The sequence below is a fragment of the Kribbella catacumbae DSM 19601 genome (assembly GCF_000372465.1).
GTDB lineage: Bacteria > Actinomycetota > Actinomycetes > Propionibacteriales > Kribbellaceae > Kribbella > Kribbella catacumbae.
Genome location: NZ_AQUZ01000025.1, coordinates 25,997 through 48,420 on the forward strand (window position 1 = coordinate 25,997; position 22,424 = coordinate 48,420).

The 22,424-nt window shown below is 67.2% G+C and carries 25 protein-coding genes; 13 read left to right on the forward strand and 12 right to left on the reverse strand.

Annotated features, from left to right (window positions below; genetic code table 11):
• Position 1: 1 nt before the first annotated feature.
• Positions 2-355, reverse strand: a complete 354-nt coding sequence (locus A3ES_RS0124360; protein ID WP_020389459.1) for an ArsR/SmtB family transcription factor — start codon at positions 353-355, stop codon at positions 2-4.
• A gap of 115 nt (positions 356-470) precedes the next feature.
• Between A3ES_RS0124360 and A3ES_RS0124365 the strand changes: the two genes are divergently transcribed.
• Positions 471-1,703, forward strand: a complete 1,233-nt coding sequence (locus A3ES_RS0124365) for a sodium:proton exchanger (RefSeq protein WP_051084790.1) — start codon at positions 471-473, stop codon at positions 1,701-1,703.
• On the opposite strand, the gene A3ES_RS0124370 is transcribed toward A3ES_RS0124365, so the two are convergent.
• The 4 genes from A3ES_RS0124370 to A3ES_RS0124385 all read right to left on the reverse strand — a co-directional run bounded on the left by A3ES_RS0124370 (position 1,700) and on the right by A3ES_RS0124385 (position 4,909).
• Positions 1,700-1,999 carry a WhiB family transcriptional regulator gene (locus A3ES_RS0124370; RefSeq protein ID WP_020389461.1) on the reverse strand — a complete coding sequence of 100 codons (300 nt, stop codon included), beginning with the start codon at positions 1,997-1,999 and terminating at the stop codon, positions 1,700-1,702. The genes A3ES_RS0124365 and A3ES_RS0124370 overlap by 4 nt on opposite strands.
• A 166-nt stretch (positions 2,000-2,165) precedes the next feature.
• Positions 2,166-2,675, reverse strand: coding sequence for a GNAT family N-acetyltransferase (locus A3ES_RS0124375; protein ID WP_020389462.1), 510 nt, complete (start codon positions 2,673-2,675; stop codon positions 2,166-2,168).
• The gene (locus A3ES_RS0124380; RefSeq protein ID WP_026163162.1) at positions 2,676-3,644 is read right to left on the reverse strand and encodes a zinc-binding dehydrogenase; all 969 of its coding nucleotides are present in this window, start codon (positions 3,642-3,644) and stop codon (positions 2,676-2,678) included. It abuts the gene before it with no gap.
• Between the two features lie 59 nt (positions 3,645-3,703).
• Complete coding sequence (locus A3ES_RS0124385; RefSeq protein WP_020389464.1) at positions 3,704-4,909, reverse strand: NAD(P)-dependent malic enzyme; 1,206 nt, start codon at positions 4,907-4,909, stop codon at positions 3,704-3,706.
• A gap of 289 nt (positions 4,910-5,198) precedes the next feature.
• Between A3ES_RS0124385 and A3ES_RS0124390 the strand changes: the two genes are divergently transcribed.
• The 3 genes from A3ES_RS0124390 to A3ES_RS0124400 are packed head-to-tail and all read left to right on the forward strand — an operon-like array spanning position 5,199 to position 7,617.
• Positions 5,199-6,047: a transporter substrate-binding domain-containing protein gene (locus A3ES_RS0124390; protein ID WP_020389465.1), complete on the forward strand. Its 849-nt coding sequence runs from the start codon at positions 5,199-5,201 to the stop codon at positions 6,045-6,047.
• A complete protein-coding gene (locus tag A3ES_RS0124395) occupies positions 6,044-6,865 on the forward strand; it encodes an amino acid ABC transporter permease (RefSeq protein ID WP_020389466.1) in 822 nt (273 codons plus the stop codon). The genes A3ES_RS0124390 and A3ES_RS0124395 overlap by 4 nt, the downstream gene beginning before the upstream one ends.
• Positions 6,865-7,617: an amino acid ABC transporter ATP-binding protein gene (locus tag A3ES_RS0124400; protein ID WP_020389467.1), complete on the forward strand. Its 753-nt coding sequence runs from the start codon at positions 6,865-6,867 to the stop codon at positions 7,615-7,617. Before A3ES_RS0124395 ends, A3ES_RS0124400 begins: the two co-directional genes overlap by 1 nt.
• Positions 7,618-7,688: 71 nt before the next feature.
• Here the strand turns inward: A3ES_RS0124400 and A3ES_RS0124405 are convergent, their stop codons facing one another.
• Together A3ES_RS0124405 and A3ES_RS0124410 are read right to left on the reverse strand one after the other, a co-directional pair.
• Positions 7,689-8,627: an NEW3 domain-containing protein gene (locus A3ES_RS0124405; protein ID WP_020389468.1), complete on the reverse strand. Its 939-nt coding sequence runs from the start codon at positions 8,625-8,627 to the stop codon at positions 7,689-7,691.
• A gap of 13 nt (positions 8,628-8,640) precedes the next feature.
• Entirely contained in the window at positions 8,641-10,098 is a 1,458-nt protein-coding gene (locus A3ES_RS0124410) for a Gfo/Idh/MocA family protein (RefSeq protein ID WP_020389469.1), read from the reverse strand.
• Positions 10,099-10,269: 171 nt separating this feature from the next.
• Between A3ES_RS0124410 and A3ES_RS0124415 the strand changes: the two genes are divergently transcribed.
• Both A3ES_RS0124415 and A3ES_RS0124420 read left to right on the forward strand, forming a co-directional pair.
• On the forward strand, positions 10,270-10,662 hold the full coding sequence (locus A3ES_RS0124415) for an ATP-binding protein (RefSeq protein WP_020389470.1): 393 nt from the start codon (positions 10,270-10,272) through the stop codon (positions 10,660-10,662).
• Positions 10,659-11,453 (forward strand): RNA polymerase sigma factor SigF, encoded by a 795-nt coding sequence (locus A3ES_RS0124420; RefSeq protein WP_020389471.1) that lies wholly within the window; start codon positions 10,659-10,661, stop codon positions 11,451-11,453. Before A3ES_RS0124415 ends, A3ES_RS0124420 begins: the two co-directional genes overlap by 4 nt.
• Here the strand turns inward: A3ES_RS0124420 and A3ES_RS51495 are convergent, their stop codons facing one another.
• A complete protein-coding gene (locus tag A3ES_RS51495) occupies positions 11,454-11,864 on the reverse strand; it encodes a hypothetical protein (protein ID WP_157630728.1) in 411 nt (136 codons plus the stop codon).
• A 428-nt stretch (positions 11,865-12,292) separates the two neighbouring features.
• On the opposite strand from A3ES_RS51495, the gene A3ES_RS0124430 reads away from it, so the two are divergent.
• Positions 12,293-12,544, forward strand: a complete 252-nt coding sequence (locus tag A3ES_RS0124430) for a WhiB family transcriptional regulator (RefSeq protein WP_012922773.1) — start codon at positions 12,293-12,295, stop codon at positions 12,542-12,544.
• Positions 12,545-12,698: 154 nt separating this feature from the next.
• On the opposite strand, the gene A3ES_RS0124435 is transcribed toward A3ES_RS0124430, so the two are convergent.
• Positions 12,699-14,174 (reverse strand): sensor histidine kinase, encoded by a 1,476-nt coding sequence (locus tag A3ES_RS0124435; protein ID WP_020389474.1) that lies wholly within the window; start codon positions 14,172-14,174, stop codon positions 12,699-12,701.
• Between the two features lie 101 nt (positions 14,175-14,275).
• Here A3ES_RS0124435 and A3ES_RS0124440 point away from each other — a divergent pair, with 101 nt between their 5' ends.
• Together A3ES_RS0124440 and A3ES_RS54250 are read left to right on the forward strand one after the other, a co-directional pair.
• A complete protein-coding gene (locus A3ES_RS0124440) occupies positions 14,276-15,181 on the forward strand; it encodes a DUF2785 domain-containing protein (RefSeq protein ID WP_020389475.1) in 906 nt (301 codons plus the stop codon).
• A 203-nt stretch (positions 15,182-15,384) separates the two neighbouring features.
• Positions 15,385-15,522: a hypothetical protein gene (locus A3ES_RS54250; RefSeq protein ID WP_020389476.1), complete on the forward strand. Its 138-nt coding sequence runs from the start codon at positions 15,385-15,387 to the stop codon at positions 15,520-15,522.
• Between the two features lie 129 nt (positions 15,523-15,651).
• Here A3ES_RS54250 and A3ES_RS0124450 read toward each other — a convergent pair whose 3' ends face one another.
• The gene (locus A3ES_RS0124450; protein ID WP_040455390.1) at positions 15,652-16,719 is read right to left on the reverse strand and encodes an endonuclease/exonuclease/phosphatase family protein; all 1,068 of its coding nucleotides are present in this window, start codon (positions 16,717-16,719) and stop codon (positions 15,652-15,654) included.
• A 78-nt stretch (positions 16,720-16,797) separates the two neighbouring features.
• Between A3ES_RS0124450 and A3ES_RS0124455 the strand changes: the two genes are divergently transcribed.
• The 3 genes from A3ES_RS0124455 (at position 16,798) to A3ES_RS0124465 (ending at position 19,385) form a co-directional block, all read left to right on the forward strand.
• The gene (locus A3ES_RS0124455) at positions 16,798-17,070 is read left to right on the forward strand and encodes a DUF3311 domain-containing protein (protein ID WP_020389478.1); all 273 of its coding nucleotides are present in this window, start codon (positions 16,798-16,800) and stop codon (positions 17,068-17,070) included.
• Positions 17,067-18,719 (forward strand): monocarboxylate uptake permease MctP, encoded by a 1,653-nt coding sequence (mctP, locus tag A3ES_RS0124460; RefSeq protein ID WP_020389479.1) that lies wholly within the window; start codon positions 17,067-17,069, stop codon positions 18,717-18,719. The genes A3ES_RS0124455 and mctP overlap by 4 nt, the downstream gene beginning before the upstream one ends.
• An 84-nt stretch (positions 18,720-18,803) precedes the next feature.
• A complete protein-coding gene (locus A3ES_RS0124465; RefSeq protein WP_237745041.1) occupies positions 18,804-19,385 on the forward strand; it encodes a DUF5317 domain-containing protein in 582 nt (193 codons plus the stop codon).
• Here A3ES_RS0124465 and A3ES_RS0124470 read toward each other — a convergent pair.
• Positions 19,347-20,618 carry an HD-GYP domain-containing protein gene (locus tag A3ES_RS0124470; RefSeq protein ID WP_020389481.1) on the reverse strand — a complete coding sequence of 424 codons (1,272 nt, stop codon included), beginning with the start codon at positions 20,616-20,618 and terminating at the stop codon, positions 19,347-19,349. The genes A3ES_RS0124465 and A3ES_RS0124470 overlap by 39 nt on opposite strands.
• Positions 20,619-20,626: 8 nt before the next feature.
• Positions 20,627-21,982, reverse strand: a complete 1,356-nt coding sequence (locus tag A3ES_RS0124475; protein ID WP_237745042.1) for an HD-GYP domain-containing protein — start codon at positions 21,980-21,982, stop codon at positions 20,627-20,629.
• A 262-nt stretch (positions 21,983-22,244) separates the two neighbouring features.
• Between A3ES_RS0124475 and A3ES_RS57145 the strand changes: the two genes are divergently transcribed.
• Positions 22,245-22,319, forward strand: a complete 75-nt coding sequence (locus A3ES_RS57145; RefSeq protein WP_369759046.1) for a 50S ribosomal protein bL37 — start codon at positions 22,245-22,247, stop codon at positions 22,317-22,319.
• The last annotated feature ends 105 nt before the right edge of the window (positions 22,320-22,424 follow it).

A 22,424-nucleotide genomic window follows, 5' to 3' on the forward strand; every position in this document is an offset into this window, starting at 1 on the left:
CCTAGTCCGTGTGCGGCGGGCGGCGGCGTAGTGGCGGGTCGGGGGCCAGGGAGCCGTCGGGGGCGATGTGCTCGAAGATCTGGTCGACCAGGTTAAGTACGTGCGGGTCGTCGACGGTGTAGATGTGCCGGCGGCCGTCGCGGCGGGCCGTGATGATGCCAGCCAGCCGGAGCTTGCCGAGGTGCTGGCTGGCGGTGGCGATGCTCACGCCGACGCGCTCGGCCAGGGTGCCGACGTCGTACTCGCCCTGGGCGGCGAGGGAGACCAGGTGCAGCCGGACGGGCGCCGAGAGCATCGCGAAGGTGCTGGCGGCGGAGTCGAGCTGTGCTCGCGTCGGTTCCGGGGGTGTCGTCATTGCGCAGTCATTGTGACCGCTGAGGAGGTCCCGTGGAACGCGGCAGGCCGTGGGTGAGGACGGTCTCATACTTGCGCAATTGCGAAAGTATCGAAATGGTGAGATTCTTGACCCTGTGATCAGAGCCCTCCGCCCCGTGTTTCTCTGCCTGCTGGCGGCAGTCCCGGCTGTCGCGCTCAGGCTCGGCGGGGTGCATCCGGCGGCTCCGGTGGCCATCGTCATCTTCGGTTTCGGAGTGGTCGCCGCATCGTTCGTGCTGGCCTGGGCGGCCGAGGCGGCCGAGGTCGACATCTCCGGTGGCCTGGCGATCGCGCTGCTCGCGGTGATCGCCGTCCTGCCGGAGTACGCGGTGGATCTGTACTTCGCCCACACGGCCGGCAGCCAGCCGGAGTACGTCGCCTACGCCGCCGCGAACATGACCGGCTCCAACCGCTTGCTGCTCGGCCTCGGCTGGTCCAGCGTCGTCCTGATCAGCCTGTACGTCGCCAGCAAGCGCAGCGGGCAGACCATCAAGGCCCTGGTGCTCGAGTCGGGCTACCGTCGCGAGTTGGGCTTCCTGGCGATCGCCAGCGTGGTCGCGTTCATCATCCCGATGACCGGGCAGATCCACCTGCTGCTGGGCATCGCCCTGCTGGCCTTCTTCGGGTACTACCTCTGGCGAGCTGCCGCATCGGACCACACCGACGAGCCGAAGCTGATCGGACCGGCTGCGCGGATCGGTGGGCTCGGCAAGGTCCAGCGGCGGGTCGCTGTGATCTCGATGTTCCTGGTGGCGGCCGGGGTGATCCTGTTGTCGGCAGAGCCGTTCGCTGACTCCCTGGTCGACGGCGGGCGCACGCTGGGCATCGACCAGTTCCTGCTTGTGCAGTGGCTGGCTCCACTGGCGTCTGAGGCGCCGGAGTTCATCGTGGCGATCCTGTTCGCATGGCGCGGCAAGGGAGCCGCTGCTCTCGGCCTGCTGATCTCCGCGAAGGTCAACCAGTGGACCCTGCTGATCGGCAGCCTCCCGATCGCCTACGGCATCGGCGGCGGCCCTGCTGCTCTGCCACTGGACGGGCGGCAGGTTGAGGAGTTCCTGCTGACCGCGACTCAGACAGTGCTGGGCCTGGCCGTCCTGCTGAGCCTGCGCTTCCCCCGCTGGGCCGCCTGGACGTTGCTGGGCTTGTTCGCCTTGCAGTTCGCAGTACCGGGGCAGACCGGCCGCTACGTCCTGTCGGGCATCTACATGGCCATGGCGATCGCAGCACTCATCTACAACCGGCAGTACGTCGTAGCGACCGTAACGTCACCGTTCCGCCGCACCCCGAAGGTTGCAGCGGAACGGCAGAAGGAACTGGCCGGGGTCTAGCTCGCCTGCTGCTCCGCCACCAGAGGAGTCGGGGTGCGGCGCTCCTGCGGACCGGGGCGGCCACGGCGGCGGCCGGAGAGGAACTTCTCCCCGGCGGCGGTGCCGGTGAACTTGGTCCGGCGGGCCCACTCACGGCACTCCTCGATCACCGGGCACGCGGTCAGGCAGACCGCCTGCGCCTTGCGCTGCTCCCAGCCACTCGCGCTCTCGTCGTACGCCGGCGCCTGGCCGATACAGGCCGCGCGCATCATCCAGCGGTCGGCGGGGTCGGCGATCACCGTCAAGGTCGGCCTCATGGGCCCTCCTGCTCAATCATCGATCAGGCGGATCGAACCTGTGGGGGTTTCCCGCGGTGAGACCAGCCTGCGGCACCCTCGTTGCCCCGGTGCGACGGAAATGTTTCAGGGAGGAAACGTCAGCGCCACGCACTGTCACATCAGTGCCGCTGTCACCAGCTCACGCTCACTGGGCCGGCCGGACCATCCTGATTTCCGGTACGCCGAAGAACGGCTCGTCCAGCCGGGAACCGTCCTCGGCGAATCCATGCCGCCGGTAGAACGCCATCGCCCGCTCGTTCCCGGCCAGCACCCACAAGCTGGCCGCTTCCTTGCCGATGGCAACATCCAGCAGCCGGTCCCCGAGCCCACTCCCCCACCACTTCGCCCGCACGTAGATCGCGTACAGCTCCAGTGGCGCCGGCGCATCTTCATCCCGCGACGGTCCAGGCGAGGAGAACCCGATCACCCGGTCCCGGACCGCGGCAGCCGGATCCGGGTTCACCGCGATCCAGCGCAGTACGCCGGCCTCCAGCCTGCTCGCCCACCGCTCGGTCCGCAGGTCGAGGTCGCTCGTCTTCTCGGCCAGTCGCTCCGGATCCACCAGTCCGGCGTACGCCTCCTGCCAGCAGGTCAGGTGACACCAGGCGCTGGCCTCGGCATCCGCGACCTCGGCGCGGCGAATCTCGATCTCCACTCAGACAGTGAAGACGATCTTGCCGAAGACGTCACCTTCATTCATCTTCGCGAACCCCTTGCGGGCGTCGCCCAGCGCGAAGGTGCTGTCGATGTGCGGCTTGATCCCCGCGTTCGCCATGAACCGCACGAGCTCGGCCAGCTCGGTCCGGGTGCCCATCGTGGAGCCCTGGATGCGCAACTGCAGGAAGAAGATCCGGTTGAGCTCGGCGGACTTCGGCGCCTGGCCACTGGTCGCGCCGGAGATCACCAGGGTGCCGCCCTGCTTGAGTGACTTCAGCGAGTGCGACCAGGTCGCCTGGCCGACGGTCTCCATCACGGCATCGACGCGCTCGGGCAGCCGGGCGCCGGACTCGAACGCGTCGTGCGCGCCGATCTCGACGGCCTTCGCCCGCTTGCCCTCGTCGCGGCTGGTCGCCCAGACGCGGATGCCGGCAGCACGCGCGAGCGTGATCAGCGAGCTCGCGACACCACCACCCGCACCCTGCACGAGCACGGTGTCGCCCGGCTTCAGCCCGGACTGCGTGAACAACATCCGGTACGCCGTCAGCCAGGCGGTCGGCAGGCACGCAGCCTCTTCAAAACTCAACCCAGCCGGCTTCGGTACGACGTTGTGCGCCGGTACGACGACCTTCTCCGCCAGCGTGCCCTGATGGCGCTCGCTCAGCAGCGACCGCTTCGGGTCGAGCGTCTCGTCACCCTTCCACGCCGGATCCGAGATGACCGCATGCACGACCACCTCGTTGCCGTCGGGGTCGACCCCGGCCGCGTCGCAGCCCAAGATCATCGGCAGACTCTGCTCCGCCAGCCCGACTCCCTTGAGCGACCACAGGTCGTGATGGTTGAGCGCCGCCGCCTTCACGTCGATCGTCACCCACCCCTCAGGCGCCACCGGCTCAGGCCGCTCCCCCACCTCCAACGCGGAGATCGGGTCATCCGAACTGAACCTGGCGGCATAAGCAGCAAGCATGCCGCCCACCCTAGGCCGACCCCACCAACCAGTCAGTAATCGACATCACCGCATCACCTTCAGCCGCGGGCTACGCCGTCTCGGTGGGCGGCGTTGGCTACTGCGGTTGCTACGGCGGGGGCTACTCGGGGGTCGAAGGGGGACGGGATGATGTAGTCGGGGCGGAGGTCGGACGGGGAGATCAGGTTGGCGAGGGCCTCGGCGGCGGCGAGTTTCATGCCTTCGGTGATTCGGGAGGCGTTGACGTCGAAGGCGCCGCGGAAGATGCCGGGGAAGGCCAGCACGTTGTTGATCTGGTTCGGGAAGTCCGAGCGGCCCGTCGCGACCACGGCCGCGTGGCGGTGGGCGATGTCGGGGTGGACCTCCGGGTTCGGGTTGGCCAGGGCGAAGATCATCGCGCCCGGCGCCATCCGCGCGACGGCTTCCTCCGGCACCGTGCCGCCGGACAGCCCCAGGAAGACGTCCGCGCCGTCGAGCGCGTCCACCAGCCGGCCCGAGCGTCCGCCGGTGTTGGTGTCCTTGGCCAGCGACAACTTCACCGGGTTCAGATCTGAGCGGTCCTCGTGCAGCACACCCTTGCTGTCGACAACGGCCAGGTCGCCGACGCCCGCCTGCAACAGGATCCGGGCACACGCGACGCCGGCCGCTCCCGCCCCCGAGATCACCACGCGGATGTCCTCGATCGCCTTGCCGGTCAGCAGCAACGCATTGCGCAACGCGGCCAGTACGACGACCGCAGTACCGTGCTGGTCGTCGTGGAAGACCGGGATGTCGAGGCGTTCTTTCAGCCGGCGTTCGATCTCGAAGCAGCGCGGTGCCGAGATGTCTTCCAGATTGATACCGCCGAAGCTCGGCGCCATCCGGACGACGGTCTCGACGAAGTCGTCCACGTCGGTGCAGTCCAGCGCGATCGGCACCGAGTCCACACCGCCGAACTCCTTGAACAGCAGTGCTTTGCCCTCCATCACCGGCAGCGACGCGGACGGTCCGATGTCACCGAGTCCGAGGACCGCGGTGCCGTCGGTGATGACGGCGACCACGTTGGACTTCCAGGTGTACTTGCGGACCAGCGAAGGATCGTCGGCGATCGCGGTGCAGACCCGGGCGACGCCGGGGCTGTAGGCACGCGAGAGCTCGTCGGTGGTGTTCACCTTGACCGATGACGTCACCTCGATCTTGCCGCCGAGATGCAGGTCGAAGACCGGATCACCGGCGTACGGATCGGGATCGGGCACAGGGGTGGACGGAAATACTTCGGCGACCATGAAGGGACCCTTCACTTCAGATTGCAGGCAAGTGGATACGGAGAGTGGGCGTTCGATGAGGGTGCGTCGAACGGCGCCGTTGCCAGGGGGTCACCCGTCGCTACGAGTAAACCACAGCACGCACTGGTCCTATCTGTGAGGGTCCCCACATGGCCGCAGCACGGTGACGATCGAGTCTCTTCGGGGGTTAGCAGCCGACACACGCCGCCGTGCTGTGTCAGGATGCGGAGAATCCGGCCCGGTACCGTCCAGACCGGCGTTCCAGAACCAGTGTCGAGGAGTACTAGCGATGAACATCGTCCCCACCCTCCGCAAGAGTCGCCGCACGGTCACCGTCGCCTCGGTCGCCGTGCTAGCGCTCGTCCTGTCCTCCTGTGGCAGTGACGACTCGGGTACCGGAGGAGGAACCGAGGACAAGGCCAAGGCGGCCGGCATCACGCTGGTCAAGCCCGGCAAGCTGACGGTCTGCACTCACCTCCCGTACAAGCCGTTCCAGTACAAGGACGGCACCAAGGTCGTCGGCTTCGACGTCGACCTGCTCGACCTGGTCGCCAAGGACCTGGGCCTCGAGCAGGACGTGGTCAACATCGAGTGGGCCCAGGTCACCTCCGGTGCCGCCTTCCAGGCCAAGAAGTGCGACATGGGCATGGGCGCGATGACGATCACGCCGGCCCGGCAGGCCGCGATCAGCATCACCGCGCCGTACATGGACGCCACCCAGGTACTGCTGGTGAAGAAGGATTCGCCGTACAAGTCGCTCGAGGACCTGAAGGGCAAGAAGGTCGGCGTCCAGGCCGACACCACCGGTAAGGACTTCGCCGACAAGAAGGCGAAGGAGATCGGCTTCAGCGTGCTGGTCTTCAACGACCTCGCGCTGCAGGAGAACAACGTCAAGTCCGGTCGCGTCGACGCCGCCATCAACGACAACGGCGTGCTCTACGACTTCGTCAAGGAGAACCCGGACACCGCGGTGGTGGCCGAGTTCAACACCGGTGAGCAGTACGGCTTCGCCGCCCTCAAGGACGGCAGCGGGCCCAAGCTGGTGGAGAAGTTCAACACCCTGCTGACCACGGCCAAGACCGACGGCAAGTACAACGAGATCTACAAGAAGTGGTTCGGGGTTGAGCCGAAGAAGTGAGCCGGCCAACCGACATCGTTGAGCGGAAGGGGCTGAGCCCGCGGCAGCGGGCCCAGCGCTCCCGCTGGATCCAGTACGGGATCCTCGTAGCGCTGCTGATCGTTGCCGGTGTCTCCGCCGACTGGGGACAGATCGGCAGCGTCTTCTTCAAGCCGGAGTACATCAAGTCCGCCTTCGAGGACGGTCTGCTGCAAGCCCTGGTGAAGACGCTGGAGTACACCGCCGGCGCCTTCGTGATCGGCCTGCTCGGCGGCACGCTGCTGGCGCTGATGCGGTTGTCCATCGTCGGGCCGTACCGCTGGATCGCGACCGCCTACATCGAGTTCTTCCGCGGTCTGCCGGCGATCGTGGTCTTCATCGCGTTCAGCCTGCTGCCGCTGGCGTTCGAGGGCATGACGATCCCGTTCGACCCGTACGGCACGGTCTGGCTCGCGCTGGGCATCGTGGCGGCGGCGTACATGGCCGAGGTGATCCGGGCAGGCATCCAGGCGGTGCCGAAGGGCCAGCTCGAGGCGGCCCGATCGCTCGGTATGCCGGCGGGCCTGGCGACTCGCAAGATCGTGCTTCCGCAGGCGTTCCGGATCGTGTTGCCGCCGCTGACGAACGACCTGATCCTGTTGGTGAAGGACTCGTCGCTGGTGTTCATCATCGGTACTACGGCCTCGGCCTACGAGCTGACCGGATTCGGCCGGGATCTGGCGAACACCTACGCGAACCTGACCCCGCTGGTCACGGCCGGCTTCTGCTACCTGATCATCACCCTGCCGCTGGGCATCCTGGTCCGCCGGCTCGAGGCGAAGGCTGCGAGGGCGCGCTGATGGCACTGGTGGAGATCAAGAACCTGCACAAGTCGTTCGGCAGCAACCATGTCCTGCGCGGTATCGACTTCACCGTCGAGCAGGGCGAGGTGGTCTGCGTGATCGGGCCGTCCGGCTCGGGCAAGTCGACGCTGCTGCGCTGCGTCAATCTGCTGGAGATCCCGCAGGAGGGCCAGGTGATCGTCCGTGGTGAGGACATCTGCGACCGGGACTGCCACCTGGACGCCGCCCGGTCGCAGATCGGGATGGTGTTCCAGCAGTTCAACCTGTTCCCGCACCTGTCCGTGCTGGCCAACTGCACGGTGGCGCAGACCACCGTACTGAAGCGCGGTTCGGCCGAGGCCGAGAAGATCGCCCGGGCCAACCTGGACCGGGTCGGCCTGAACGACAAGGTGAAAGCGTTCCCGATGCAGCTGTCCGGTGGGCAGCAGCAGCGGGTGGCGATCGCCCGGGCACTGTCGATGGACCCGGCCCTGATGCTCTTCGACGAGCCCACTTCGGCGCTCGACCCCGAGCTGGTCGGCGACGTCCTGACCGTGATGCGCAAGCTCGCGCTGGACGGTATGACGATGCTCGTCGTCACCCACGAGATGGCCTTCGCCCGCGAGGTCGCGGACCGGGTGGTCTTCATGGACGGCGGCGTGATCGTCGAACAGGGCCCACCCGCCGAGGTGATCGGGAACCCGCAACAGGAGCGTACGCAGAACTTCCTGCGCCGGGTGCTCAACCCCACCCACGTCGAACCGACGTAAACTGCCGTTCGCGCGAGGCCGGCTCCCATCCGGGAACCGGCCTCGCGTTCGGCCGTCGGTCCTGCCGCGGATCAGGCGATGGCGACGCCGAACACGTGCAGGCCGCCGTTGGCCGGGAGCGTGATCAGCTCGACGGTCTTGGCCGGGTCCAGCGGGATCGAGTTCGCGAACACCCGGTACTGGTACTCCGCGTTCGCGTAGCCGGCCGGGGTGTTGCGCCCGGTCGTCGAGATCACCAAGGTCGCGCCGTGCGCCCCGGCGTCCTGGAACGACCAGTTCGGGAACCCGATCGACCCGCTCGTGGAGGTGCCGTCGGAGTACCAGACCTTCACCAGTCCGGCAGCGGCATAACCGGCGCCCGAGCCGAGCAGGGCCAGCTTCGCGCCCTTGCCAGAGTAGGCGAAGGTCTGGCCGGCGGCGACCGCGTTGTCCTTGGTGCCGACCGGTCCGGGCCAGGTGAAGGTGGCGCCGAGTGCGGTCACCGTGCTGCCCGGTGTCACGTCCTTCTCCGCCAGGCGCTGGGCGGAGAAGCTGTTGCCGCTATTGTCGAAGTTGCCCTTGGTGGGGTCGGACTCGTTGCTCACGGCCACGTTGTTGAAGGCTGCGGCCAGGTTCGGCAACGGCGTACCGGACTTCTGGGTGCGGGTGCCGACAACCTCTCCGCCCGAGTAGGCGGCGGTCGCGGTGAAGGTGCGAATGGTGAAGCCGGGCCGTTGCTCGGGCACCCGGATCTGGAAGGCGACGGTGACCGATTCGCCTGGTTTCACGGCGTCTTTGACCGTCCGGGTCTCCGGATAGACGGTCCAGCCGACCGGTCCGGCAAATGTCACCGCGAGCTTCGAAAGCCTGGCCGCGGACTTGTTGGTGACCGTGACGTCGACCGACGCGATCACCGGTCCGGCGAGATCGACCTCGGAGATGGTCACCTCGACGGGCTCCGCGGCCGCGGCCGGGACCTGGGGAACGAGCAGGGCGGCCGTGAGAGCCACCACGACAGCGAGCTTCTTCATCAGCGGTGGCCTTTCAGCTCGTCGGAGGCATGTCGGTCTCGCGGGAGTCCAGACCGAGCCGGAGCTCGGCCCAGCGACCGCGGGTGAAGTCGGGGACGTCGACCGGGCGGCCGTCGTTCTTCAGCGACTGCACGCTCAGCGGCACCGGAGCACACCAGGCGGCGGAATCGTAGACGTCGATGTCGGGCACCAGGCCGGCCCGCATCTGCTGAACGATCCGCCACTGCAGGACGTAGTCCATCCCGCCGTGGCCGCCGTTGTTCGCCGCGTCGTCGCCGATCTTCTTCCACAGCCAGTGGTCGTACTCCTTCCGGTACGGCGCGAAGTCGCGCCAGGAGTGACCGCCGTGATCGGGCTCGAGGTAGACCCGTCCACCGGTGGTGCCGACCGGGACGTAGTCCTCGAAGATGCCGCGGCTGCCCGCCAGGCTGTTGATCCGGCTGTACGGCCGGGGTGAGCTGACATCGTGCTCGGCTCGGAGGATGCGCCCTTTCGCGGTCCCGATCAGGCAGGTGACCAGGTCACCGTTGATGTACTTCTCGTTCCACGACGGGTGCGTCTTCGGAATGTTCCGCTCGCGGTAGTCGGCCAGCCCGCGCGGCTCGGTGGCGGTCGCCCGCAGGGTCATGAACCGGTCACCGCGGTTGATGTCCATCGCCGCGGCGATCGGCGCCAGGCCGTGCATCGGGTAGAAGCTCGCGATGCTGCGGGCGTGCCACTTCCGGCGCCAGGCATCGGTGTAGTAGGTGTCGCTGAACAGCAGCGCCCGCAGGTCGTGCAGGTAGCCGCCGTGCCCGTTGGTGATCTCGCCGAACAACCCTTCGTGGGCCATCTTCAGCATCGCCAGCTCGTTCCGGCCGTAGCTGCAGTTCTCCATCAGCCACAGATGCTTGCGGGTCCGCTCGGAGGTGTCCACCAGATCCCAGAGCTGCTTGAGCTCCGTAGCGATCGGCAGTTCCACACCGACATGCTTCCCGCCGAGCAGAGCTGCCTTGCCCTGCTCGTGGTGGAACTCCCAGGGCGTGGCGATGTAGACGAGGTCCACGTCGCTGCTGCGGACCAGCTCCTGGTAGGAGGACGCGGAGCCGCCGTACTCGGTCGGGCGTGGTTTGCCGAGCCGGACCAGGCGGTCGGCGGCTGCCTTGGCCCGGTCAGCCCGGATATCGCAGACGGCGGTGACGACCGCCCCGGGGACGGCGGCCCAGCCGCCGAGCATCCCGGCGCCGCGGTTGCCCAGCCCGATCACCCCGATCCGGACGGTCTCATGGGCAGTGAACGGGACGTCGACCATCGAGCGCTGCCCGCTGCGGCGAGCGGGTGCGGCCGCGGTCTGGTCGGTAGTGGCGGCGGTAGTGGAGGCGGCGGTCGTGGCGGCGGCGGTCGTGGCTGACGCGGTACCGGTCGCGGCGGCGCCGAGCACGCCGGCCAGACCGGCTCCGAGCACCGTACGGCGTGAACTGGTCGGATTCACGGGGAACTCCTGGGGTCGTCGGGCGGATGAACATCAGAAGTGCGCACTTGTGCTCGATATCTGAGCATGGCCTGCAGTTACACGCAAGTGGTCAGAATGACTCCGAACGGGGAAGATGTACGCGGTGGGCCGTGCGCCCAAGAGTTCAGCCCGCCTGGGAGGCAGAAAACTGTGAGCAGCACCGGACGATCCGCCGAGGTCCGCCTCAGCATTCCCGCGGACAGCGCCTACATCGCCGTCCCGCGATCGGTGGTCGGTAATCTCGCCGCCCGCAACGACTTCACCGTGGACGCGATCGACGACCTGCGGATCGCGGTGGACGAGGCCTGCGCGCTGCTGCTTCCCCAGGCCTCCGACGGCGTCCTGGACCTGATCTTCGAGATCGCCCCGCCGTACCTGACGGTCGCGACGACGGCCACCGTGCCGAACGGCTGGAAGCCGGACACCTCCTCGTTCGGCTGGACCGTGCTGACCGCGCTGGTGGAGTCCGCCGCGGCGGAGACCGTCGACGGGCGGCTGACCATCACGGTGTCGGCGTCGGCGACCACGTCGGAGAAGGCGTGATCGAGGATCGATCCCTGGGCGGCGAGCCCCAGGAACCCGACCTACGCACCCGTACCGCCACCCTCTTCGCCGCGATGGCGGGCTCGACCCCGGGCGACCCGGCCCACACCCTGGCCCGCGACGGCCTGGTCTCGCTGCACATGCCGCTGGTCGAGCACCTGGCCCGGCGCTTCCGCAACCGCGGTGAGCCGTACGACGACCTGGTGCAGGTGGCCACGATCGGCCTGATCAAGGCGATCGACCGGTTCGACTCCGACCGCGGGGTGGAGTTCTCGACGTACGCGACACCGACCATTCTCGGCGAGATCAAGCGGTACTTCCGGGACAAGGGCTGGGCGATCCGGGTCCCGCGCCGGCTCCAGGAGTTGCGGCTCTCGCTGACCGCCGCGACGGCCGAGCTGACCCAGGAGCAGGGACGTGCCCCCACGGTCGCCGAACTGTCCGAGCGGCTGGGCCTGTCCCCTGACCTGGTGATCGAGGGACTGGAGTCCGCGAACGCCTACAACACGCTCTCGCTGGACGCCCCGGACCAGAACGAGGCGGACGCCACGACGGTCCTGGACGGCCTGGGAGGCGAGGACGAGGCGCTGGAGAGCGTCGAGTACCGCGAGTCGCTCAAACCGCTCCTGGCCCAGCTGGACACCAGGGAGAAGCGCATCCTGACGCTGCGGTTCTTCCGTGGCATGACCCAGTCCCAGATCGCCGACGAGATCGGCATCTCCCAGATGCACGTCTCCCGCCTGCTGGCCCGCACGCTTACCGAACTGCGCGCCGGCCTCCTGAAGGAGTAGTTACAAGACCGGGTGATCCTTGGTCGGATCATCGGTCAGTGCCTCCATCGACACCTTCTGGAAGATCGACACCAGTACTGCGATCGCCGCGACCGCCAGGATCACCGAGACGGGCTTCGTGCCGCCACCCCAGAAGCTGTAGGCCATGAACAGTTGGATCAGCTGCGCGAAGACGGCCGGCCCGCGGCTCCAGGACGACGTCCGGTAGAGCCCACGGGCCACGAAGAGCAGCCCACCGCCGTACATCAGCAGGAACGCGGCAGTGGACACGCCCAGAAGCAGGCGGTCGCTGTCGACAGTAATTGCTTCGACAATTCCCAGAACCGCGAGCACCAGCCCTTCCCCAGCGACCACGGCCGCGGCTAGCTTGAGCGGGCGCGGAGCGGTGGACGGCGTCGTTTCAGTCGGCACGTCGTCCAGCGTAGTGCTCGGCTCGGGCAGCACAGAGCCGGGCCGGGAGCCACCTTGGGACGACGACCTCTTCCCCACCGGCTCATCGGAGTCGGAGAACTTCAGCCCCACCGGGATTCGAGGTTTTGCGTAACCCCAGGGCAGTTGGATCGGTTACTTGCAGTGAACGGGTGATCGCACCAAGGTTCATCCGTCCGGTTTCCGGACGGGGTAAACCGCTGTGCACCGGTTCGTAGTGTTAAGGAAGTGTTGTGATCGGATCGACAAGTCCAGAACCCTTGTTTCGGTCACCCGAGATTGGGAACATGGAGTCGTTCGTGAAAACGTTCACAACGCTTCGCACCAACCCCCGTGCGAGTACAGGCGCGCTGACTAGGCACAGACCAGCCTTCAGCGTAGACAAACTACTGAGAGAGATGGGATCCGCCATGGATTGGCGCCACCGGGCCGTTTGCCTCGATGAGGACCCGGAACTGTTCTTCCCCATCGGCAACACCGGGCCCGCGATCATGCAGATCGAGGAGGCCAAGCAGGTGTGCCGTCGCTGCGACGTGCGTGAGCAGTGCCTCGCCTGGGCACTGGAAGCCGGACAGGACCACGGTGTCTGGGGTGGCCTGAGCGAGGACGAGCGACGCGCTCTCAAGCGCCGCAACGCCCGCGCTCGCATCCGCACCGCCTGACCTGACTGCGACGCAGGCCCCGCGGGATCCGCGGGGCCTTTTAGATTCCAGACAGCCGATTCCCCAGGCAGTACTGCGAAGTGTTGTCTCTGAAGAGAAGCGTTGTATCTGAAGAACTGTGGACAAGGACCCACGGCTGTTCAGGGATAGCGAGCTACTCCTTGACCGGAAAGTCGAGGACGACCGTAGTGCCGGGGCCGTCGTGGCGCGGGTGGAACTCGAGCACTCCGTCGAGTTCGCCGATCACCAGCGTGCGCACGATCGACAACCCCAGGTTCCCGGACGTCTCGGAATCGAAGTTCGCAGGCAGCCCTTTGCCGTCATCGGTGACCACCACCCGCAGTCGCCCCACCGACCGTTGGGCGGCCAGTTCGATGCTGCCCGTGACTTCTTCGGTCGACCGGCTGCTGAAGGCGTGCTCCACTGAGTTCTGCATCAGCTCGGTCAGCACCATCGCCAACGGTGTCGCGACCTCGGAGTCCAGTACGCCGAAACTGCCGGTGCGGCTGATCCGGACCTCGGTGGACACCGTCGACACGTCGGCGACCATCGCGGCGACCCGGTCGGCGACGTCGTCGAAGTCCACGTGCTCGTCGAACGACTCCGAGAGCGTCTCGTGCACGATCGCGATCGATCCCACTCTGCGGACGGCTTCGGCCAGCGCAGACTGGGCTTCCGGCACAGTGATGCGCCTTCCCTGCATTCGCAGTAACGCGGCGACGGTCTGCAAGTTGTTCTTGACGCGATGATGAATCTCCCGGATGGTCGCCTCCTTGGTGACCAGCTCCCGCTCCCGGCTCCGCAGCTCCGTCACATCGCGGAGCAGGATCAGCGCGCCCACATGCTCGCCCTCGGCGCGCAGCGGGATCGCTCGCAGGAACAGGGTCGCGTCGGAGTTCTCGATCTCGATCTCCTGGGCGGCCCGGCCGGTGAGCACCGACGCGAGGACCTCGTCCACCTTCTGGCCACTGTGAATCAGCTCACCGGTGACGTCCTTCAGCCGGCTGCCGACCAGGTCGGTGACGAGCCCCATCCGGCGATAGGCGGACAACGCATTCGGGCTCGCGAACGTCACCATGCCGTGACGATCGACCCGGATACACCCGTCCCCGACCCGTGGCGTCGTCGAGAGCAGCCGCTCCCCGCCGTACGGGAAGATGCCGTCGGTGATCATCCGGGCCAGATCCGTCGCGCTCTGCAGGTAGGCGATCTCCAGCCTCGACGGGGTCCGGACGCCGAGCAGGTTGGTGTTGCGCGCGATCACGGCGATCACCCGGCTGTCCCGGCGTACCGGGATCGTCTCGACCCGGACCGGTACGTCGTCGCGCCACTCCGGGTCGCCCTCGCGGCAGATCCGGCCGCCGTCGTAGGCCTGGTCGAGCAGCGGCCGGCGGTCGCGCGGGATGAAGCTGCCGACGATGTCGTCCAGGTACGCCGTCGGCCCGGTGGTCGGCCGCATCTGCGCACCGGCCCAGAACCCGAGCCCCTCGGTATCGGGCAGCCAGAGCACCAGGTCGGCGAAGGACAGGTCGGCAAGCATCTGCCAGTCGGACACCAGCAGCTGCAGCCGGTCCAGGTCCGCCTGGTCCAGCGTCGTGTGGTTCCGCGCCACATCGGTCAAGGACGGCACGGTCCTGAGCCTAGGTGATTGGCCTGTTGTGAGTTGGACAGGCTCGACAGAAGGCGGTGGATGGGTGTTGATTGAGCAAGGCCAAGTGAAAGGATGCATCGGTGGAGTCGACGTACTGGCAGGACGTGATGGCCGCGGACTACGCGGTACCCCGCGACCGTGCGCTGAACGACCTCACCGAGGAGCTGGTCCGCGGCCTGGCCAGTACCAACCCGCAGGTGCGGGACGCGCTGGCCTATCCCACTCTCGCCACCTGGCTCGAGCGCGGGGTCTACGACGATCTGCTGCCCGGTTTCGGTGACGGTCTCTGCGCCGGACTCGCCTACGGGCTCGGGGAGGACGGCACCGACACGGTGTTCCGGCGCTCCTTCACCGCGCTGACCCTCGCGGAGGTGATCCACCGCGACAACGCCGAGTTCCTGGTGCACGACGAGGTGGTGATGCGCTGGGGCGACCGGCTGGCCACCTGGCTGCTCCGCGAACGCGACCTGCGCGGGTACGTCGCCGACTGCGGCTGGGCGCATGCCGTTGCCCACGGCGCCGACGCGATCGGCGCGCTGGCCCGCTCCCGGCACTGCGACCCCGGCGTACTGCGGGCGCTGCTCGACGTACTCGCCGACCGGATCGTGAAGGACACGCAGTACCGGTGGGTGCATGAGGAGCACGACCGGGTCGCCCACGCGGTGATGACAATCCTGCACCGCAACATGCTGACCAGCGACGAACTAGAGCGCTGGCTGAAGCCGGTCGCGGCGACGGCAGCCCAGCAGCCGCTGATGCACGAGACGCTGCCCGAGTGGCCGACGCCGAATGTCTTCAACGCCCGCGGCGTACTGCACGTGCTGCTCAGCCAGTTGGCGATCGGCGTGAAGGGCTTCCCGATCCCGGGCGATGACGAGCTGTTCGGGCGGCCGATCGAGGCGCGCGCAGACATGTTGCTGATGCTGACCGAGGCGGTCCGCTCGTCGCAGCCGTATATCTACCGGCCGGCCGCGAGCGGTAGCTGAAGTAGCTCCCCCACGCCTGCTCCGCTTGGTGAAGGCGTATGCGTGGCGAGCCGGCGCCGAGGGGAGGCTCTAGTTGGCGTTCTGGTGGCAGGCGGGCTGCCGCACCGAGCCGACATGATCCGGCATACGCGAGCACCCACTAGCCCCGATGGCGACCTTGAGCACCCGCCAGCCACTCCACGCCCCCGATCAACCCCTGACCGGTGCCCAAAGTCGAGCACCCACCCCAGCACCAGACCACCTTGAGCACCGACCAGGCACCCGATCGCCGAACCGGCACCTGGCCGGTGCCCAACGTCGCCACCCCGTACGCCGGGCCGCCCGGCAACCAGGGCAGCTAACCGAGACGGACCGCCACCTATCGCCTTCACCGAGCGGGCGACGCAGGAGCCCGTGCACCGGGTGGGCGGGAGCAAGCGAACGCGGACGCGACGCGGGAGCGGACCGCGGAGCAGGCGTGGGGAGTACCTTCAGCTCTTCGGTACGGCGACCGTGGCGATCACCGCGCGATGATCCGTCCCCTCGATCTCGTAAGTCTTGAACTTGCCCGGCGCCAGCCCGGCGGAGACAACAACATGGTCGATCTGAGTCCGGAACAACGCCGGCCGATCCGCCGGCCACGTGCCCTGCAGGCCGGCCCCCGACGACGGCGCCACGCTCTTGCAGTTCCGGCCGAGTGCCGCCCGGAAGTCGGCATGGTCAGTCGTCGCGTTGAAGTCGCCGGCCAGGATGGTCTCCAGCCCGGATGAGCACCAGCCCTTCACCACGTGCAGGTCCTGCTTCCAGGTCGTCACGGCCGACGGCAGCGGCGGGTAGCCGTGGTACGCGATCAGCCGGAGCTTGCCGAGGTTGCCGCCCGTGATGATGATGTGGCCGAACTGCGTGGTGGTCTGCTGGACCGGGCCGATCGTCTCGGCGCCCGGGTCGCCCGCGCCCGGCTTCGGCGTACCGGGTTGTTGGGAGCTGACCTTGCCGGTGTCGAGCTTGTCCGAGTCGAACTGGACGTTGCCGAGGGCGGCTGAGACCAGCACGCTGGTGGCGCTCTCGACGGCCGCGTTGGCCTGCTGGGTGTAGCCGTAGTAGCTCATGCCCTGCAGATGGGCCTCGATCTCCTGCCGTACGTCGACCTGGGCCTCAGGCAACGACACGATGTCCGGCTGGTTGGTGTGGATCAGCTTGGCCACCTCCCCCGCGTCGGCGCCGCCGCCCAGCACGTTGGCGACCATCACGGTCAGTACGCGGGTGCCGGGCGGTGGCAGGTCGGGGTCGGACAGGTCCCGCGGAGCGATCAGGGCGCCGCCCGTCAGCGCCAGCAGGATCACCAGCCCGGCCGCGATCCGCCAGTTCCAGCGCAGCAGCATCGCGACGCCGAGGATCAGGACCAGTACCAGCAGCTGCGGCCGGAAGGACACCAGCTGGGTGAACGGGGTGACCTCGTCGAGGCCGTAGAGCTCGGGATAGAGCGGCAGGGCAACGATCAGCAGGAACAGCACCGACAGCACCACCCGTCGTACGTTCCACGCTGCGTCCGTATCCATACCCCACCCTGAAGGTCTAGTCGCTGTGCGTCAGCGAACGGTAACCTTCACCGCGCGCCGTGTCCCGAGGAGGTTGCTGTGTCCAAGCTTGCCGCGGTCAGACCCGCGTACTGGATCGCCGGCATACTGCTGGTGCTGTCAGTGATCGTTCCGCTTTTAGTCTCCACTTATGCCAAGGACGAACCCCGGTTATGGGGTTTTCCGTTCTTCTACTGGTACCAGCTCCTCTGGGTCCTCTTCTCCGCGATCACAGTGAGCATCTCCTACCAGCTGGTGATGCGCGAGGAGCGTAGGCGACGGGCCGCATCGGGCCTCGACGCCGGGTCCAGCAAGAAGGAGGGCAACCGGTGAACGACGTCGACTGGGTTCAGCTGACCATCGTCATCGCGATCTTCTTCGGTGTCACGGTGATGGGGTTCATGGCCGCGCGCTGGCGGCGTACCGGTGAGCTCGACAGCTTGGACGAATGGGGTCTGGGCGGCCGTGGCTTCGGCACGTTCATCACCTGGTTCCTGCTCGGTGGAGATCTCTACACGGCGTACACGTTCATCGCCGTCCCCGCCGCGATGTACGCGACCGGCGCGATCAGCGGTTTCTTCGCGGTGCCGTACACGATCATCGTTTACCCGATCATCTTCATCTTCATGTCCCGGCTCTGGTCGGTCTCGCATCGCAACGGCTACGTGACCCCGGCGGACTTCGTCGGCGGCCGGTACGGCAGCCGCGGCCTGTCGCTGGCGGTGGCCGTCACCGGCATCCTCGCGACGATGCCGTACATCGCGTTGCAGCTGGTCGGCATGCAGGCGGTCTTCGAGACGATGGGTCTGGGCGGCGACAACGTGCTCGCCAAGGACCTTCCGCTGCTGATCGCGTTCGCCGTACTCGCGGCGTACACCTACTCGTCCGGGCTACGGGCGCCGGCGATGATCGCGTTCGTCAAGGACGGCCTGATCTACCTGGTGATCGGCGCCGCGATCCTGTACCTGCCGGGCCAGCTCGGCGGCTGGGAGTCGATCTTCGACGCCGCGAAAACGAAGATGGAAACCCAGAACCCGACCACCGGAAAGCCGACCGGCGCATTCATCCCGGGCGAATCGGGTTACTCCGCGTATTGGACCCTGGCGCTCGGCTCCGCGCTCGCTCTGTTCATGTATCCACATTCGGTGACGGCCGTCTTGTCCACCAAGAACCGGAACGTCGTCCGGCGGAATGCCGCGATCCTGCCGGCCTATTCGTTGTTGCTCGGCCTGCTCGCACTGCTCGGGTTCATGGCGATCAAAGCCAATGTCAATGTGAAGGGCCTGGACGGGCTGGCGAACCCGCAGCTGGCGATTCCGCGGCTGTTCGACCAGGAATTCCCGGCCTGGTTCGCCGGAATCGCCTTCGCCGCCATCGCGGTCGGCGCCCTGGTCCCGGCGGCGATCATGTCGATCGCGGCGGCCAACCTGTTCACCCGCAACATCTACCGCGACTTCCTGAAGAAGGACGCCACCCCGGCCCAGGAGGCCAAGGTGTCCAAGCTCGCGTCACTGCTGGTGAAGTTCGGCGCGCTGGTCTTCGTGCTCGGGATGGACAAGACGGTCTCGCTCAACCTGCAACTGCTGGGCGGCATCTGGATCCTGCAGACGTTCCCGGCGATCGTGGTCGGCCTGTTCACCCGCTGGTTCCACAAGTGGGCGCTGTTGACCGGCTGGGCGGTGGCGATGATCTGGGGCACGATCACGGCGTACAACGTGGTCAACCCGGCGACCAAGAAGCACTTCGGTGGCTCGCTGGCGAACATCCCGTTCACCGACACGATGGTCTACATCGGGCTCACCGCGTTCGGCATCAACCTGATCATCACGATCGCGCTGACGCTGCTGCTGCGGGCGTTGAGGGTCGCCGACGGCAAGGACACCACCCACCCGTCGGACTACCTCGCGGACGCGGGCGACCCCGGCGTGAAGGACCTGCCCGAGTTGCTGGACGAGGGCGGACCGTCGCCTGCCAAGGCGTAGTACCGGCACAGGTAGTGGTTGCTCCGACACGCTAAGGAGCCGGGTACGGCGATTTGACGGGCCATGGCGGGCAGAATCACACGGATGTTGCTGGTTCTGCTCGTCATGCTGCTCGCCGCGGGGGCGGCACTGCTGACGGGCGGGCGCCTCACGGACCTGGCCGACAACGCCCTCACTGGGCTGCACTGGCTCGCTGCGGCCGCCACTGGGCAGATCCTGGGCTCTCTGACGGGCGGTATCGCCTACCCCGTCGGCCTGGTCGGCTCCGCCGCCTGCATCGGCGTCTTCCTCCGGCTCAATCTGCGGCGGCCCGGAGTGGCTCTACTGGCGGCCGGCTTCGCCTGCAACGCCTTCGTGGTCGCACTGAACGGCGCAATGCCCGTCTCCCTGGCAACACTCGCCCGGGCGGGCATCGAGGCATACACCGAGGACCCGCGCCACGAACTCGCCGACGCCTCGACCCGGCTCCCCTGGCTCGGAGACGTCGTACCGGTCGCCCTACCCGGCATGGGTCAGGCGGTCAGCCCCGGCGATGTCCTGATCGCCGCCGGCGCCGGCCTTCTCCTGTACGCCGGAATGGGCGGCACCGGACGAATCCCGGTCGAGCCGATACCCAGCTGGGAAGATCTAGAACCGGAAGCCGCGCCCGACCACCCGGCGAAGTGACTCCACCACGACCGGGTCGTACTCCGCGCCGATCCCCAGCCCGATACTCTCCATCGCCTTGCCCGGCGTCTGGCCGTTGCCCTCACCCACCAACTGCTCGTAGGCCAGCGCAACGTTGACGATGCCACTCTCCACCGGGATGTCGGAGTTGTTCGCACGCCCATGCCGGTACGGGTCGTTGGAGTGCCGGACGATCTCCGCGACGTGATCCAGTACGCCGGACCGCTCGATGATCGAGGCGCCGATCTCGGCCGCCTGCTGCCGTTCCTCCCGGCTCCGCAACAAGGAAGCCCCACCCGGACTCGGATCCGCCAACGCCAACTGCCCGACCCCGGACAGCAAGGCGGCGTACTCCAACGCCTCCATCCGCGCCGGCGTCAGCCCCAGATCATTCCCGATCGCCACCGCCAGACTCGCCGTCCGCGCATTCTGCCCCGGACTACTGAACCCCGCGATCTCCGTACTCCGAGCCATCGACCGCACCGTCGTCCGATACGTCCGCTGAGCCGACGCGAACCGCCTGAACGCAAACTGAGTCAACAACAACGGCACCACCACCAACGGCGGCGCCCACAACCCGACGAGCGACGTACTGGCCGCCAGCAGGACACCACCGACCCCCATCGCCATGCCTATCCGGCCCATCACCACGAGTTCGTCACGCAGCGCCGCGGGGAATGGCTTGTTGAGGCGCTCCGTGACCTGCCCGGCCCCGATCAGGGCGTCGACCAGACCGGCCGTGAGAACGCCGGCCAGCATCGCCAGGACCACCGGCAGGGACGTCCCCCAGGTGCGGTCCCAGCTGTGGTCGTCAGGAATGAGAGCGGAGAAAGCTGCCGCTGCGCACGCCACGGACAACACCCGCCGGGTGGATACGACGATGTCCCAGCGAAGACCGGCTATCGCCCTCGGAACGACTCCAAGGATCGTGGCGAAGCCCACCACGGTGATGATCTGGGCCAGCTCCGGAGGGATGCCCAGGGCCGGACCGCGCAGCATCGCATAGCCGAGCGCCGCGCTGGTCGCGATCGGAGCGCGGTTGCGATCGCGGTCCACACTGAACTGCACCATCTCGCCGATGGCGATCAGGATTCCGAAGGTGATGGCGAAGGACCACTCGGTGATGCCATGGCGCAAGGTCACCAGGAACGCCGCCAGCCCGAGCGCCGCGCCGGCGAACAGGATGATCAGGCCACTGCCCGGGCCGCGCGTGCCGAACCGGTCGATGTCCATGGAACTCATCATCGGGGCCCGGCCGCGGAGCCGGACGCGCCGCCCCCCTTGCCAAGGCTCAGATCATCGTGGTCGATGCTGAACTGAACCGTCTCGTCCGGTGCGGGCTGGTCCACGGCGGCAGCATGCCAGCCGTTGGCACGGATGACCCGGACGAAGGCGTCCACGAGCTGGGGATCGAAGTGCGAGTACTTGTCCTGCTCCAGGATGGCCAGGGTCTCTTCGACGCCGCGAGCGGGACGGTAGGACCGCGTCGACGTCAGGCAGTCGAAGGCATCGACGATGCCGATGATGCGCGCGAAGTACGGGATGTTCGTCCCATTGAGGCCGGCCGGGTATCCCGTCCCGTCGTACTTCTCATGGTGATGCAGGACTGCGGACTTGACCTCTTCCAGAAACGGGATGTTCCCGATCAGTTCGACGCCCCGGGCCGGATGAAGCCTGATCGCGTCCATCTCGGAGTCATCCAGGCGGCCAGGCTTCTGGATGATGCTGGTGGGCACCCCGACCTTGCCCACGTCGTGCAGGAGGCCGGCATGCTCCAGGGCGTTCTGCCGGTCCTCGCTGAGCTTGAGGTGCCTGCCGAGCATGCCGACGCCTTCACTCACCCGTTCGGAATGACCACGGGTATAGAGATCCTTCACCTCGATCAACTGGATGAAGGCACGCAGAGCCGAGGCCTGCGCCCGCCGCTCGGCTTCGTACTGCGAGAGCGCCCACCTGGCCACCACGAGAGGGCCGAGGATCAGAAACGCGGCGAAGATGTTCAATCCGCCCAGCCAGATCACGGCCATCGACAGACCCAGCAGGCCGTATCCGAGCAGGGGCGCCGCGGTGGTACGGACAACATGGCGAAGAAACTCGGCCACCGCGTGACGACCGCGCTCAAGCACCAGCACCATCGCCACCAGGACCGCGTTCACCACCAGCAGCGCGAAGGTGGCGGCGGTGATCGCGATCATTGCATCCGGCACCCGGTGGAAGACCTCGTCCCCTACCGGCCCGCCGAGGGCCGTGTAGACAACGGCAGCACCGGCTGCCGAAAGAACTCGTTGCGCGCTGTTGAAGATCCTTTTGATCAGTGGGGCTCGGGCCTGCGCGAAAGACCCGGCGGCGGCGACCACGACGGCCGCGGCAGGTCCGGCCACGACATACACAGCTGCCAGTACGACCGAGACCAACTCGACCTGGCGCTGGGTGTGCGCCGAGCGGAGCGCACTCGCTACCAGCGCGAGCAGGCAGAAGCCTGCAACGACAAGAGGCTCTTGGGTGCGTGTGATAGCCAGCACCAGTGAGCCGGCAGCAGCCAATGCCGTGGCTGCGACAACAAGCGGCAGGATCCTCATCCGAGGGCGCGACGGCATTCAGCCCTCCATGTCAGAAGGATCACCAGTCCCAGGCGTCACCGGACATAATACGTCACCTCCGATCAGCGGTCGCGGTCTTGCGCCAGTCGGGGAACGGGCACAGGGGGCAGACAGCACATCGCTGACTGATCAATATTTTGCTCATCAGACCTGCGCGCGAAACACTGTAAGCCAGCAGGCGACTCGCTGCACTGTTCGAGCGAACCGTCGTGGTATGAGAGACTGTGACTCTTTGCAGTTGTTACAAGGAGGCTTTCAAATGGGCAAGACCGGCCGCAAGCGTCGCGCACGCAAGAAGAAGGGCGCGAACCACGGCAAGCGCCCTAACGCCTGACTCAGGCGACTACGGACAGCGAGGACCCCGGTGAAAACCGGGGTCTTTGCAATTTGGTCACATGTCACAACAAGACCACTGACCGAACTGGTTTCGTGTACTCAG